General features: G+C 65.2%; 9 protein-coding genes and 3 rRNA genes. 7 read left to right on the forward strand and 5 right to left on the reverse strand.

Features of this window, described 5'->3' with window-relative positions; all coding sequences use genetic code 11:
- Nucleotides 1-211: 211 nt before the first annotated feature.
- Nucleotides 212-1978: an ATP-binding SpoIIE family protein phosphatase gene (locus OG878_RS21295; protein WP_328888253.1), complete on the forward strand. Its 1767-nt coding sequence runs from the start codon at nt 212-214 to the stop codon at nt 1976-1978.
- Nucleotides 1979-1994: 16 nt separating this feature from the next.
- Here the strand turns inward: OG878_RS21295 and OG878_RS21300 are convergent, their stop codons facing one another.
- Nucleotides 1995-3320: an MFS transporter gene (locus tag OG878_RS21300; protein WP_328891321.1), complete on the reverse strand. Its 1326-nt coding sequence runs from the start codon at nt 3318-3320 to the stop codon at nt 1995-1997.
- A gap of 133 nt (nt 3321-3453) precedes the next feature.
- On the opposite strand from OG878_RS21300, the gene OG878_RS21305 reads away from it, so the two are divergent.
- From OG878_RS21305 to OG878_RS42320, 5 genes are all read left to right on the forward strand, one after another.
- Nucleotides 3454-4011: a MarR family winged helix-turn-helix transcriptional regulator gene (locus OG878_RS21305; protein WP_328888254.1), complete on the forward strand. Its 558-nt coding sequence runs from the start codon at nt 3454-3456 to the stop codon at nt 4009-4011.
- 692 nt (nt 4012-4703) lie between these two features.
- Nucleotides 4704-6229, forward strand: a 16S ribosomal RNA gene (locus tag OG878_RS21310).
- A 305-nt stretch (nt 6230-6534) separates the two neighbouring features.
- A 23S ribosomal RNA gene (locus OG878_RS21315) occupies nt 6535-9657 on the forward strand.
- A gap of 79 nt (nt 9658-9736) precedes the next feature.
- A 5S ribosomal RNA gene (gene rrf / locus OG878_RS21320) occupies nt 9737-9853 on the forward strand.
- The 16S, 23S and 5S rRNA genes sit together here, the layout of an rRNA operon.
- A gap of 247 nt (nt 9854-10100) precedes the next feature.
- Entirely contained in the window at nt 10101-10352 is a 252-nt protein-coding gene (locus tag OG878_RS42320) for a transposase (RefSeq protein WP_443049138.1), read from the forward strand.
- Nucleotides 10353-10516: 164 nt separating this feature from the next.
- Here the strand turns inward: OG878_RS42320 and OG878_RS21330 are convergent, their stop codons facing one another.
- The 4 genes from OG878_RS21330 to OG878_RS21345 all read right to left on the reverse strand — a co-directional run bounded on the left by OG878_RS21330 (nt 10517) and on the right by OG878_RS21345 (nt 14312).
- Nucleotides 10517-10642: a hypothetical protein gene (locus OG878_RS21330; protein WP_328888255.1), complete on the reverse strand. Its 126-nt coding sequence runs from the start codon at nt 10640-10642 to the stop codon at nt 10517-10519.
- Between the two features lie 1108 nt (nt 10643-11750).
- The gene (locus OG878_RS21335; protein ID WP_328888256.1) at nt 11751-12830 is read right to left on the reverse strand and encodes a sensor histidine kinase; all 1080 of its coding nucleotides are present in this window, start codon (nt 12828-12830) and stop codon (nt 11751-11753) included.
- A complete protein-coding gene (locus OG878_RS21340) occupies nt 12823-13539 on the reverse strand; it encodes a response regulator transcription factor (protein WP_328888257.1) in 717 nt (238 codons plus the stop codon). Before OG878_RS21340 ends, OG878_RS21335 begins: the two co-directional genes overlap by 8 nt.
- Before the next feature lie 68 nt (nt 13540-13607).
- Complete coding sequence (locus OG878_RS21345; RefSeq protein ID WP_328888258.1) at nt 13608-14312, reverse strand: VanZ family protein; 705 nt, start codon at nt 14310-14312, stop codon at nt 13608-13610.
- Nucleotides 14313-14414: 102 nt separating this feature from the next.
- Here OG878_RS21345 and OG878_RS21350 point away from each other — a divergent pair, with 102 nt between their 5' ends.
- On the forward strand, nt 14415-14552 hold the full coding sequence (locus OG878_RS21350) for a hypothetical protein (protein WP_328888259.1): 138 nt from the start codon (nt 14415-14417) through the stop codon (nt 14550-14552).
- Nucleotides 14553-15198 lie beyond the last annotated feature (646 nt).

Here is a 15198-nt window from a genome sequence, read left to right on the forward strand (position 1 = left end):
ACAGAGTGACCCGGCCGGCAGTGACCGACAGTGACCAGCACCATGAGGCCCGGCTGCGCCTCACCGGAGGTCCGGCCCCCGGCGCCCCCGACCCCGGCGAGAGAGAAACCGGTAGCAGAACCGGACGGCAGAACCGGCAGAGGAAGCAGCTCCGCCCGGGCGGAGCAGACCGCCCGAGCGGACCAGACCGACACACGAGGCCAGAAATTCCGTGAACTTCACGCGTTGGAGCGCCCGCCTACCAGGAACGCAGCGCCGTGCCGCAGCCCGGGACGACCGCAGTTCCGTGCCCTCGGCCCGCGCCGAGTACGCCAGGTCCGAGCCCGGATCCGGCCCCCCGGGCGGCGACACTCCCGAGGCATCCGCAGAGAACGCCCCGAAGCCCGGCCGGCCCTCGGACCAGTCGTCCGGTCGCCCCTCCGGCCCCGCCCTGGAGGATCTCCCGGCCCACGAGATCCTCGGCCGGCTGCCCGCCCTCGTCGCCCTGGTGCACGGCCCCGACCACCGCATCGCGTACGTCAACGACGCCTACGCCGCAGCCTTCGGCCCCCGTCCCACGGGCGCCACCGCAGCCGAGGCCATGCCCGAGCTCGACGAGCTCAGCCTGCTGCCCCTCATGGACCAGGTCCTGCGCAGCGGCACGCCCCGCACGGTCAAGTCCCGCAAGGTCCGCAACGGAAACTCGTACACCGTGACCTGCACCCCCGTCGCCGCGCCCGCCGGCCTCGCCGCGAACGGCAGAGGCAAGGACAAGAACGGCAGAAACGGCGCAGGGGACAAGGGGAGCGGCGGCGGTGTCCTCGTGTACGCCGCCGACGTCACCGACCATGCCGAAGCGGCCGAGCGCCTGCGCGCCAGCGAACGCCGCCTCCGCGAAACGGCCGTCACCCTCCAGCGCTCCCTGCTCCCGCAGGAGCTCGAACAGCCCGACGACCTGCGGATCGCCGCCACCTACCAGCCCGGCGGCGTGGACGCGGCAGTGGGCGGCGACTGGTACGACGTCATCACGCTCGGCGCCGGCCGCACCGCCCTCGTCATCGGGGACGTGATGGGCCGCGGAGTGCGTGCCGCCGCGGTGATGGGCCAGCTCCGCACGGCCGTGCGCGCCTACGCCCGCCTGGACCTCCCGCCGCACGAGGTACTCCAACTGCTCGACGGCCTTGCCGCGGAGATCGACGCCAGCCAGATCGCCACCTGCGCCTACGCGGTCCACGACCCGAACGAGGGCCGGCTCGTCTACGCCTCCGCCGGCCACCTCCCCATCCTGGTCCGCGACGAGGACGGTACGGTCCACCGCGCCGAGGACCCGACCGGACCACCGCTGGGCACCGGTGGCTGGATCCACACCTCGGGCACGATCGAGCTCCCGCCGGGTTCCACTGCCGTCCTCTACACGGACGGCCTCGTCGAACGCCGCAGCGAGGACATCGACGAGGGCGTCGCCGCCCTGGAACGGGCCCTCTCCGGCGCCAAGGGGTCCCCGCAGGTCGTCTGCGACCGTCTCATCCGCTCCCTCGGTGTTACCGCCGAACACGACGACGACGTGGCGGTGCTGGTCGTCCAGCACCCTGCCCGCACGGGGACGAATGCGGAGCTGTTCCACAACGCCTCGCTCGAACTCCTCGGCGGCATCGAAGCGGCCCCGCGCGCCCGCGCCTTCGCAACCGGCGTCCTCGCGTCGTGGCGCTTCCCCGTGGAGTTGTGCGACCTGGGCGTCCTGGCCGCCAGCGAACTGGTGGCCAACTCCCTCCAGCACGGCACCCCGCCGATGCGCCTGGGCCTGCGTCGCACCGACCGCCGCCTGATCATCGAGGTGACCGACGGCGACGACCATCTGCCGCGTCGCCGCCGCGCCGATCCGGCGGACGAGGCGGGCCGCGGCATCTCCATCGTCGCGACGATCGCCTCGTCCTGGGGCAGCCGCCGCACACCGGGCGGCGGCAAAGCGGTCTGGTGCGAGTTCGCGCTGCCTCAGTGACCGGCAGCGACTGACGTCACCCGGCGGCAGCCGGGACGACGGCCGGCTCGGACACCCGCTCGGGGACGGTCCCCGCGGTGTCCGGCCGGGACACGGCCACCACCCGCGACGGCGCCGCCACGAGCGACGGCTGATCCTGTACCGGGGTGAGCTGACGGCCCAGCCGCAGCGCGAGCACGGTGATGCCCAGGGAGAACAGCACGAACGTCACGATGTACGGACCGTGCAGCGAGGCTCCCATCGGCCCGCCCACAGCCGGACCGACCGCCAGTGCGAGCTGCTTGACCAGGGCGAACGCCGAGTTGTACTGACCGACCATCGACTCCGGCGCCAGATCGGCGACCAGCGGTGCCACCGTCGGCGACAACATCGACTCGCCGAGCCCGAACAGCGCGTACGTCGAGATCATCGCGGCCGTCGCCATGGTCTGGCTGCCGTGCCCGAGCCCCGCGTACCCCGCCACGATCCAGGCGAACGCCCAGATCAGGCCGACCGCGGCGATGACACGGCTGCGCTTGCGGCGCTCGACCAGCCGCAGCACGACGAACTGCGCCACGACGATGACCGCGGTGTTGGCGGCCAGCGCGATGCCCAGCGTCGAGGGCTCGATCCCGGCAGCCTCGGTGCCGTACGCCGCGAGACCGGACTCGAACTGGCCGTAACAGGCGAAGAACAGCACGAAGCCCAGCACACACAGCTGCACCATGGCCCGGTGCGACAGCAGCACGCGCAGCCCGCCCTCGGCGGTGGACCCGTCGGTGGGCCGGGCGTCCACGATCGCGGGAGTACGGGGCATCCGCACCGTCGCAGCGACGGCGCCGAGCACGATGAACATCGCCGCCTCGATCAGGAACAGCAGCGTGAAGGTCTCCGGCCGGCTCGTGTCGACGATCTGCCCGCCGACCAGCCCGCCGATGCCGAGCCCCAGGTTCTGCAGGAAGAACTGCATGGCGAAGGCGCGTGTACGAGTGGCCGTGCTGGAGCACCAAACGAGCATGGTGGCGAGCGCCGGCGACATGACCGCCGTGCCCGCTCCGAGTACGGCGGCCGACAGCACGGCCGTCGTCACGCTCGACGAAAGCCCGAGGGCCGCCGCACCCACGGACGCCACCACGGCGGCGACGATCAGCACCGGCATCGGACCGCGCCGGTCGATGGCCCGCCCGGTGAACGGCAGGACAGCCAGCGCAGCCATGGCGAAGACCGCCAGCACGACACCTGCCGTACCGGCACCCAGATCCCGGACCTGCGCCACATAGACGTACAGATACGGGACGGTGAACCCCACACCGAACGCGCTCAGCGCGCTCCCCAGCTGGATCCGCCGCAGCGCTGCGCCCATTTCCCTGGTCACACTCACCTACCTCAAGTTCGCGAAGGACTCACGTCCAAAGACTTCAACAGTAAAGTTAGAACTTCAACAGTACAACGCGAAGGACTTCGACGCCAATGAAAGGCGTGCCATACTGCCCGCCATGTCTGACACCACCGAGCCGTCCGGCCTCGAGGAGCCGAGCCTCGACGAGCAGATCGCCGCTTATCAGCGCGAGTTCCGTGACCTCGATCCCCAGGTGGAGCAGGTCGTCTCGGCCCTGGGCCGGCTCAACCGCCGGATGAACGTCGGGTACGGACGGCAGCTGGCCGACCTCGGCATCAGCAACACCGAGTGGGAGGTCCTCAAGACCCTCGTCGTGGCGGGCTCGCCGTATCGGCTGGGCCCGGGCGAGCTGGCCAAGCGCCTCGGCCTGACCCCGGCCGCGATGACCCATCGCATCGACCGCATGGCGAGCGAGGGCCTGGTCACCCGCGACAGGGACGAGAACAACCGGGTACGTGTCATCGTCGAGCTGACCGACGAGGGCCGCACGAAGTGGCTGGAGGCGATGCGCATGGCATCCGCCTTCGAGGAGGACCTGCTCCAGGACCTCTCGGGCGACGAGCGCGGCGCTCTCGGCGAGATGCTGATCCGCCTCCTGCGCCGGGTGGAACACACCCAGCCGGACGCCGGCGGCCGCCTCACGGACCTGGACTGACCCGCGCCGGGCGCGCGGGGACCGAGCCGTGAAAACGGCTTGACCTGGCGGGGTTGACACGTCCCGCACCGATCCGTAAAGTTCTCCGAGTTGTCATGGGGCCGGAACGGTTCTGCGGCAGCCGATCTCGCCGCGAATGCGGCAACCAAAACTCTGCACGGTCTCCCACTCGGGATGATTTCGGCATGCCGGAATTCATTTCGAAGACGCGATTATGAATCGCCGGGAGGATTCCGCTAGGGTTTGGGTGTCGGAACGGCCCAACGGCCGGGATGACAAGCCCGCTGACTGGGAATCAGGCCCGAGAGGATCTGATAGAGTCGGACTCGCCGGAAAGGGAAACGCGAAAGCGGAAACCTGGAAAGCGAAACCCGCTTCGACCGGGAATCGGACACGAAAGAGTCTGATAGAGTCGGAAACGCAAGACCGAAGGGAAAAGCCCGGAGGAAAGCCCGTGAGGGTGAGTACGAAGGAAGCGTCCGTTCCTTGAGAACTCAACAGCGTGCCAAAAGTCAACGCCAGATATGTTGATACCCCGGCCTGTTTCGGCAGGTTGGTGGTTCCTTTGAAAGTCCTGCCGGGCCCTTGTGGTTCCGGTGGGCAATTTACACAGCGAGGACGCTGTGAACGACCGGTCCTATTCCGACCGGTTGTTCCGCTCTCGTGTGTGTCGTCCCGATTACGGGAAAACATTCACGGAGAGTTTGATCCTGGCTCAGGACGAACGCTGGCGGCGTGCTTAACACATGCAAGTCGAACGATGAAGCCCTTCGGGGTGGATTAGTGGCGAACGGGTGAGTAACACGTGGGCAATCTGCCCTTCACTCTGGGACAAGCCCTGGAAACGGGGTCTAATACCGGATAACACTCTGTCCCGCATGGGACGGGGTTGAAAGCTCCGGCGGTGAAGGATGAGCCCGCGGCCTATCAGCTTGTTGGTGGGGTGATGGCCTACCAAGGCGACGACGGGTAGCCGGCCTGAGAGGGCGACCGGCCACACTGGGACTGAGACACGGCCCAGACTCCTACGGGAGGCAGCAGTGGGGAATATTGCACAATGGGCGAAAGCCTGATGCAGCGACGCCGCGTGAGGGATGACGGCCTTCGGGTTGTAAACCTCTTTCAGCAGGGAAGAAGCGAGAGTGACGGTACCTGCAGAAGAAGCGCCGGCTAACTACGTGCCAGCAGCCGCGGTAATACGTAGGGCGCAAGCGTTGTCCGGAATTATTGGGCGTAAAGAGCTCGTAGGCGGCTTGTTGCGTCGGTTGTGAAAGCCCGGGGCTTAACCCCGGGTCTGCAGTCGATACGGGCAGGCTAGAGTGTGGTAGGGGAGATCGGAATTCCTGGTGTAGCGGTGAAATGCGCAGATATCAGGAGGAACACCGGTGGCGAAGGCGGATCTCTGGGCCATTACTGACGCTGAGGAGCGAAAGCGTGGGGAGCGAACAGGATTAGATACCCTGGTAGTCCACGCCGTAAACGTTGGGAACTAGGTGTTGGCGACATTCCACGTCGTCGGTGCCGCAGCTAACGCATTAAGTTCCCCGCCTGGGGAGTACGGCCGCAAGGCTAAAACTCAAAGGAATTGACGGGGGCCCGCACAAGCAGCGGAGCATGTGGCTTAATTCGACGCAACGCGAAGAACCTTACCAAGGCTTGACATATACCGGAAAGCATCAGAGATGGTGCCCCCCTTGTGGTCGGTATACAGGTGGTGCATGGCTGTCGTCAGCTCGTGTCGTGAGATGTTGGGTTAAGTCCCGCAACGAGCGCAACCCTTGTTCTGTGTTGCCAGCATGCCCTTCGGGGTGATGGGGACTCACAGGAGACTGCCGGGGTCAACTCGGAGGAAGGTGGGGACGACGTCAAGTCATCATGCCCCTTATGTCTTGGGCTGCACACGTGCTACAATGGCCGGTACAATGAGCTGCGATGCCGCGAGGCGGAGCGAATCTCAAAAAGCCGGTCTCAGTTCGGATTGGGGTCTGCAACTCGACCCCATGAAGTCGGAGTTGCTAGTAATCGCAGATCAGCATTGCTGCGGTGAATACGTTCCCGGGCCTTGTACACACCGCCCGTCACGTCACGAAAGTCGGTAACACCCGAAGCCGGTGGCCCAACCCCTTGTGGGAGGGAGCTGTCGAAGGTGGGACTGGCGATTGGGACGAAGTCGTAACAAGGTAGCCGTACCGGAAGGTGCGGCTGGATCACCTCCTTTCTAAGGAGCACTTCTTACCAAGCTTGCTTGGTCAGAGGCCACTACGTCGGCAAATGTTCGACGGTGGTTAGCTCATGGGTGGAACGTTGACTATTCGGCACGACAGGTTGTTGTTCACTAGTACTGCTTCGGCGTGGAACGTGGGGAACGGTCGGTCGTGTCGGGCACGTTGTTGGGTATCTGAGGGTACGGGCTCGTTTGAGTCTGTTCCTTCGGTTGCCGGCCCCAGTGAACTCACCTGTAAGGGTGGGGTGATGGGTGGTTGGTCGTTGTTTGAGAACTGCACAGTGGACGCGAGCATCTGTGGCCAAGTTTTTAAGGGCGCACGGTGGATGCCTTGGCACCAGGAACCGATGAAGGACGTGGGAGGCCACGATAGGCCCCGGGGAGCTGTCAACCGAGCTTTGATCCGGGGGTGTCCGAATGGGGAAACCCGGCAGTCGTCATGGGCTGTCACCCGCTGCTGAACACATAGGCAGTGTGGAGGGAACGAGGGGAAGTGAAACATCTCAGTACCCTCAGGAAGAGAAAACAACCGTGATTCCGGGAGTAGTGGCGAGCGAAACTGGATGAGGCCAAACCGTATGCGTGTGATACCCGGCAGGGGTTGCGCATGCGGGGTTGTGGGATCTCTCTTTTGCGGTCTGCCGGCCGTGAGACGAGTCAGAAACCGTTGATGTAGGCGAAGGACATGCGAAAGGTCCGGCGTAGAGGGTAAGACCCCCGTAGCTGAAACATTGACGGCTCGTTTGAGAGACACCCAAGTAGCACGGGGCCCGAGAAATCCCGTGTGAATCTGGCGGGACCACCCGCTAAGCCTAAATATTCCCTGGTGACCGATAGCGGATAGTACCGTGAGGGAATGGTGAAAAGTACCGCGGGAGCGGAGTGAAATAGTACCTGAAACCGTGTGCCTACAAGCCGTGGGAGCGTCGCTCACATCTTCGGATGTGGGTCGTGACTGCGTGCCTTTTGAAGAATGAGCCTGCGAGTTTGCGGTGTGTTGCGAGGTTAACCCGTGTGGGGAAGCCGTAGCGAAAGCGAGTCCGAATAGGGCGTTTTAGTAGCACGCTCAAGACCCGAAGCGGAGTGATCTAGCCATGGGCAGGTTGAAGCGGAGGTAAGACTTCGTGGAGGACCGAACCCACCAGGGTTGAAAACCTGGGGGATGACCTGTGGTTAGGGGTGAAAGGCCAATCAAACTCCGTGATAGCTGGTTCTCCCCGAAATGCATTTAGGTGCAGCGTCGTGTGTTTCTTGCCGGAGGTAGAGCACTGGATAGGCGATGGGCCCTACCGGGTTACTGACCTTAGCCAAACTCCGAATGCCGGTAAGTGAGAGCACGGCAGTGAGACTGTGGGGGATAAGCTCCATGGTCGAGAGGGAAACAGCCCAGAGCATCGACTAAGGCCCCTAAGCGTACGCTAAGTGGGAAAGGATGTGGAGTCGCAGAGACAACCAGGAGGTTGGCTTAGAAGCAGCCACCCTTGAAAGAGTGCGTAATAGCTCACTGGTCAAGTGATTCCGCGCCGACAATGTAGCGGGGCTCAAGCGTACCGCCGAAGTCGTGTCATTCCAGCGTTAAGGGCCAACGCCTGCTGGGATGGGTAGGGGAGCGTCGTGTGCCGGGTGAAGCAGCCGCGGAAGCGAGTTGTGGACGGTTCACGAGTGAGAATGCAGGCATGAGTAGCGATACACACGTGAGAAACGTGTGCGCCGATTGACTAAGGGTTCCTGGGTCAAGCTGATCTGCCCAGGGTAAGTCGGGACCTAAGGCGAGGCCGACAGGCGTAGTCGATGGACAACCGGTTGATATTCCGGTACCCGCTTTGAAACGCCCAATACTGAATCAGGCGATGCTAAGTCCGTGAAGCCGGCCCGATCTCTTCGGAGTTGAGGGTAGTGGTGGAGCCGACGAACCAGACTTGTACTAGGTAAGCGATGGGGTGACGCAGGAAGGTAGTCCAGCCCGGGCGGTGGTAGTCCCGGGGTAAGGGTGTAGGGCGTGTGGTAGGTAAATCCGTCACACATGAGTCTGAGACCTGATGCCGAGCCGATTGTGGCGAAGTGGATGATCCTATGCTGTCGAGAAAAGCCTCTAGCGAGTTTCATGGCGGCCCGTACCCTAAACCGACTCAGGTGGTCAGGTAGAGAATACCGAGGCGTTCGGGTGAACTATGGTTAAGGAACTCGGCAAAATGCCCCCGTAACTTCGGGAGAAGGGGGGCCATCACTGGTGATTGGATTTACTCCATGAGCTGGGGGTGGCCGCAGAGACCAGCGAGAAGCGACTGTTTACTAAAAACACAGGTCCGTGCGAAGCCGTAAGGCGATGTATACGGACTGACGCCTGCCCGGTGCTGGAACGTTAAGGGGACCGGTTAGCTGACTTTCGGGTCGGCGAAGCTGAGAACTTAAGCGCCAGTAAACGGCGGTGGTAACTATAACCATCCTAAGGTAGCGAAATTCCTTGTCGGGTAAGTTCCGACCTGCACGAATGGCGTAACGACTTCTCGACTGTCTCAACCATAGGCCCGGTGAAATTGCACTACGAGTAAAGATGCTCGTTTCGCGCAGCAGGACGGAAAGACCCCGGGACCTTTACTACAGTTTGATATTGGTGTTCGGTTCGGCTTGTGTAGGATAGGTGGGAGACTTTGAAGCAGCCACGCCAGTGGTTGTGGAGTCGCCGTTGAAATACCACTCTGGTCGTGCTGGATGTCTAACCTGGGTCCGTGATCCGGATCAGGGACAGTGTCTGATGGGTAGTTTAACTGGGGCGGTTGCCTCCTAAAGAGTAACGGAGGCGCCCAAAGGTTCCCTCAGCCTGGTTGGCAATCAGGTGTTGAGTGTAAGTGCACAAGGGAGCTTGACTGTGAGACCGACGGGTCGAGCAGGGACGAAAGTCGGGACTAGTGATCCGGCAGTGGCTTGTGGAAGCGCTGTCGCTCAACGGATAAAAGGTACCCCGGGGATAACAGGCTGATCTTCCCCAAGAGTCCATATCGACGGGATGGTTTGGCACCTCGATGTCGGCTCGTCGCATCCTGGGGCTGGAGTCGGTCCCAAGGGTTGGGCTGTTCGCCCATTAAAGCGGTACGCGAGCTGGGTTTAGAACGTCGTGAGACAGTTCGGTCCCTATCCGCTGCGCGCGTAGGAATATTGAGAAGGGCTGTCCCTAGTACGAGAGGACCGGGACGGACGAACCTCTGGTGTGCCAGTTGTCCTGCCAAGGGCATGGCTGGTTGGCTACGTTCGGAAAGGATAACCGCTGAAAGCATCTAAGCGGGAAGCCTGCTTCGAGATGAGTATTCCCACCCCCTTTGAGGGGTTAAGGCTCCCAGTAGACGACTGGGTTGATAGGCCAGATGTGGAAGCCCGGTAACGGGTGGAGCTGACTGGTACTAATAGGCCGAGGGCTTGTCCTCAGTTGCTCGCGTCCACTGTGTTAGTTCTGAAATAACGAACGGCCGTGTTGTTGTCCGGTGTTGGTTAATTTCATAGTGTTTCGGTGGTCATTGCGTTAGGGAAACGCCCGGTTACATTCCGAACCCGGAAGCTAAGCCTTTCAGCGCCGATGGTACTGCAGGGGGGACCCTGTGGGAGAGTAGGACGCCGCCGAACAATTATTCCGGGAAAGCCCCGCACCTCTGGTGCGGGGCTTTTCTGCGTTCACGGACCGGCAGGTACGACAGTCCTGTGATGCCTGACGAGTTGTCGTGCGGGTAGCGGGACCGCTTGATGATTGACCCGTTCAACTCGTTCAACCCGTACGAGGCCGCTGAACTCGATGGCCTCGAGCGGGAGATCGGACTGCCGCTGTCGCTGCAGGCGCCTGGACCGCTGTCAGGGGGCCGGGGTCTTCGACCAGTTGCACCGCGTTCTGCTCGGCGTGCTGATCGCGGCCGGCGAACTCGACTGGAGCCGCGCCTGTGTGGACGGTGACCACATACACGCGAAAAAGGGAGCCACGACCGGTCCGTCACCGGTCGCTCGGAGGAAAGCGGGGAGCAAGCATCACCCGATCTGCGACGGCAGAGGCACCCCGCTGCACGTCATCATGACCGCGGCCAACGTCAACGACGTCACCCGGACCCTCAACTTCGTCGACGGCCGCCCGTAGCGGACGGCGGGTCGTCCGCGACGGCGACCCGAGTGCATCCCGGGTGACAAGGCACACGACTCCGCGGCCGTACGGCACGAGCTGCGACACCGCCGGATCATGCCCGTGATCTCCCGTAAGGGCGCCCCGTCGGTGGCTTTCGTCTGTGCGGCCGTGACTTCCTGTCAGGTGCGTGCGGAGATGCCGAGTAGCGCGCGCACCGGCCACGTCTGCTCCCACACCCACACCCATTGCGAGGCTTCGCGGCCCTCGGCCTTGTCGTACAAGGCCGCGGCTACAGCGGACACCACCGGCCCAGATCGTCGGGCGCCTCGCCTGGATAAATTTGCGCACAAGGGGCCACGCGCGGTCGATGTTCAGGACGAAGTTGCCTGCGAACGCTGCTAGGCCGTCGATGCTCGGGATGTCGACCACGGCGTCGGAGGGGGCGGTGCCGTCTCCCATGAGAAGAGAAGCCCTCTCTGCATCTCTGAACAGATGGACGACCGCATGATCACCTCGGAAGCCGAGGGTGAGCAGAGGATAGTCACTGCCCGGCAACCGGACTTCGAGGTATCCGTGCCCGCGGGCGCGCAGTTGGCTGAAGCGGACTGAGAGGTCACTGATGTCCGAACGTCTCTCAACTGCTGTGAATCGTCCCGGTTCCGGCGACGTCATCGCCCACACCACGCTCATACGACCCCCAACGATCGGCCCCCTCCTTCAACTGCGTTCCGCCGTACGGCTATCGGGACCAAGTCGCGTGATCGTGTCATGAGCCCGAGGGGTCGGAAGCACCTCACTCACTCGGTCCATTTACCGGGCCGCGAACCGCAACTGCCGCGAGCTTTGATGCCGTTCAGGGGCAGGCGAACACCTCGTCCCCACTCGCCTTGGACACCGGGAGCGGCTCATCTGGGACGGTGCCCCTGATCCACCCGGCTTCGGGATAGGCCGCGGCACAGTGCGCAGCATGTCGTCGGTGGTGACCGGTGGCCGGCCGCCACGCGAGCCGGGGTGTGGCGCTCGATGTCTCCGTGTTGAACGGCGAAGAGGCTGAGGGCCCGTCATGACACCGAAGCCATACGCAATGCAGCTCTCAGAGGGGGTACCCGCTCTCACCCGAGAACGCCCCGGTGAGGGCGAGGTTGTGAAGTCGGGCGATGCCGAGCGTTGCCTGGTGGACGCCGTTGTCCATGGGCCGACAGTCCCACAGGTTCTTCCATTTCTTCGGTCGACAGGGCGTGCTCGACGCGATGCCCGGCTGCCGGCCATGCACGAGAGCGTTCAGGCTGTTCCGTAGTTGAGGAACGAACCCAAGAGCCTCTCGAAGCTCCGCTGACCAATCGCTGCCACGAGTCACCCTGGCCTGCACCGGACTTTCAGCCGGCGATCCAGGGGGCCGCTCGGGGACGATGCCTACGGCGTGCCGGGAAGCCGGGCCGTGACGAGGAGACCGCCGGCGGGGCGGGGGACGAGGTCGAGGGTCCCGTCGTGGGCGCGGACGATGCTGTGCACGATGGCCAGGCCGAGGCCGACACCGGCGTGCTCGTCGGTGCGTACGCGTTCCGTTCCGCGCCGGAAGGGCTCGGTGAGGGTCGGCACCAGTTCCGGTGGGAGCCGACGGCCCGCGTTCTCGACCCGCAGCACGCTCGTGTCGCCGTGCGTCTCGGTGTGGACCGTCACGGTGCCGCCGGCGGGGAGGCTGTGGACGATGGCGTTCTGGACGAGGTTCGTCACCATCTGCATCAGGAGCTCTGCGGAGCCGCTGGTCCGGGCCGCCCCGCCGGTGACGTCGAGCGTGATCCGGCGCTGTTCGGCGAGGGGAAGCAGCGTTTCGGCGGCTTCTTCGGCGATGAGGGAGAGGTCGACGCTCTCACGGGTGAAGTTGCCGCGGTCGCCGCGGCTGAGCAGCAGGAGGGCCTCGGTGAGGTCGATCGCCCGCGTATTGACAGCGTGCAGGCGTTCGATGAGTTCGCCCCGGTCCCGGCTGGGGTCCTTGCGGGCGACGTCGAGGAGCGCCCGCGAGATGGCCAGCGGGGTGCGCAGTTCGTGGGAGGCGTTCGCGGCGAACCTCTGCTGCTCGGCGACGTGGGACTCGAGTTGTCGGAGCATCGAGTCGAACGCGTCGGAGAGTTCACGGAATTCGTCCTGGCGGCCCTTCATGCGGATGCGGTGGGAGAGCGACCCGTTCTCGGCCATCCGTGCGGCATCCGTGATCTGCGTGAGTGGTGCGAGCATCCGGCCGGCGAGGAGCCATCCTCCCAGCAGGCCGAACACGAGCAGGAAGACCATCGCCACGGCCGCGGCGGGGGCGAAGGTGTGCACAAGGAGGTAGCGGTTGGGCGAGATCCCGAGAAGGCCCTTGGGGCTGTCGGGTACGTAGCGCAGCAGGAACCCCCACACCACGGCCAGCAGGAGAGCGCCGGCGACGGCGAGGAATCCGGCGTAGCTGAGGGTGAGTTTCAGTCGGGCGCTGAGCCCTGGGCGTCTATGCACGCGTACTGCCGGGGTCGGAAGTGTCCTTGCCGGGGGCGATGGTGCCCATCCGGGTGTCGACCCGGTAGCCGACGCCGGGCACCGTGGCGATGATCCATGGTTCGCCGAGCCGCTTGCGCAGTGCGGAGACGGTGATGCGCACGGCGTTGGTGAGGGGGTCGGCGTTCTCGTCCCAGGCCCGTGCCAGCAGCTCTTCGGCGCTGACGACCCCGCCCTCGGCGGCGACGAGGACTTCCAGCACGGCGAACTGTTTGCGGGTGAGCGCGACGTAGCGTCCGTCGCGGAAGACCTCCCGGCGGAAGGGGTCGAGCCGCAGGCCCGCGATCTCGCGGACCGGGGGCCGGGCGTACGCGCGTCTGCGGTCGAGCGCCCTCAGCCGCAGGACGAGCTCCCGCAGGTCGAACGGTTTGGTGAGGTAGTCGTCGGCGCCGAGCCCGAACCCGGAAGCCTTGTCGTCGATCCGGTCGGCAGCGGTCAGCATGAGGATCGGGATGCCGCTGCCGGAGGCGACGATGCGCCGGGCGACCTCGTCGCCGGAGGGGCCGGGGATGTCGCGGTCGAGGACCGCGAGGTCGTAGGAGTTGACGCTGAGCAGTTCCAGGGCGGAGTCGCCGTCGCCGGCGATGTCGGCGGCGATCGCCTCCAGCCGCAGACCGTCACGCACGGCTTCGGCCAGGTAGGGCTCGTCCTCCACGATCAGTACGCGCATGTCTGAAGCCTAAGCAGCCCACCATGTCGCCGACGTATGCAAAGACGCGTGCACTCCGGACACGCGACTCAGCCCGCCGGTGCCAGTGCGGGGCGAGGCTGGTCCGACGGCACTTCCGCCGTGGTGCGCCACCAGCGGCGCGACGCCAGCGCGGCGAGCACGGCGCCGGCGGCGTTGACCAGTACGTCGTCCACGGAGGACACCCGGTCCAGCCGCAGGACGTACTGCGCGGTTTCGACCAGGACCGAGCAGCCCGCCCCGAGCGCCAGGATCCGGGGCACGGACGCCAGCGCCGCGAACCGCATCGGGGCGAAGAACCCCAGCGACGCGAAGACCAGGAGGTTGCCGACGATCCCGAGCGGACCCATCGTGACCAGGTCCCGCAGCGGTACCAGGCTCACCCGGCCGGGGACGGTGCCGGCCCCGGCGCCCGGCATCATGGTCAGCCAGAGGAAAGGCACCGTCCCGTGGACCATGCCCACCTCGGCGAGCGACGTCCGCCACGCCGATGTGCCGCCGGCGGCGCGCCGACGGCGCGCCAGCGCCCACACCACCAGCACCGCGACCGGCAGCGCGACCAACGTCATGAGGACCACACCGTTGAACGTGTCGAAGCAGCCGTGCCACCGCCCGGCCATGCACCTCGGAGCGGACATCATGAGCGGCCCCCGCACGACGTACATGGCACTCGCCGTGCCGAGGACCACCAGGCCGAGGAGCACGATCCTGCGCGTGCGGCGGGGTGGTGCCGACAGGGATACGTTGTGGTTCACGCTCCCATTGGAAGCGGAGGGCTGTTGCGGTGGCGTATGCAATTTTCGATACGCCCGCGATACACGGGATCCCCCGCATCGAGGAACTGGCGCAAGCCGGCGATGAGATGGTCCCGCCGCCCGGTGATCGCGTCGGCCCAGCCACTGCCGGACGACTCGTCCGTGAACAGCGCACTGTCGAGCATCCAGGCCGAGCTCGCCGTCACGCCCGCACATCTGCCCTGGACCGTGAACGCCTGAAGGCTGTCACGTATGGGACGAGATTTATCCCGTGAGAGCGAGGTTGTGAAGTCGGGCGATGCCGAGCATGGCGTGATGGGTGCCGTTGCCCCTATGACGGCTTCGCCCGGGGCTTCGGTACCCCTGAACTCGACGGATGGACCTTTGTACTCGGGGCGTGGCGCGACCCCTGCGACGCCGAACGCAGCGAGGACATCCTGAGAACTCTGCACTCTGCTCCGCTCACGCTACGGACGGGCCCGGGTGTACGACTACGGGGCCCAGGGCGACGGCTCCGCCTGGCGCGTCGCCGAACACGGCGCAATCGCCGGCACCCGCTCCGCCTCTACCTCGCGGGGCAGCAGGCGCTCCTTGACCTGCCGCCCGGCGAGCGCCGGGAGCCGACGTACCGGCCTGAGGATGCGCTTGCCGGCCCGGGCGGCGCCCAGGCCATTCGACTCGCCCAGCAGCGACAGGCACGGGTCGCACGGTGTGGTGGCGAAGGACCGGCTTCCCGCGCATCGTCGCCCTGGCCGATCTGTCGTCCTCCGGCGCAGAGCCTCGACCATCGCCACAACGCCGGACATCGTCGCGCGCGGGACGGACTCCTCGACTGTCGCTCACCGCGCGGCCACGTCCAGGGTCCGCGTCGTCTTCGGCGACCCGG

The sequence above is a fragment of the Streptomyces sp. NBC_00316 genome, assembly GCF_036158715.1.
In the GTDB taxonomy this organism is placed as follows: domain Bacteria; phylum Actinomycetota; class Actinomycetes; order Streptomycetales; family Streptomycetaceae; genus Streptomyces.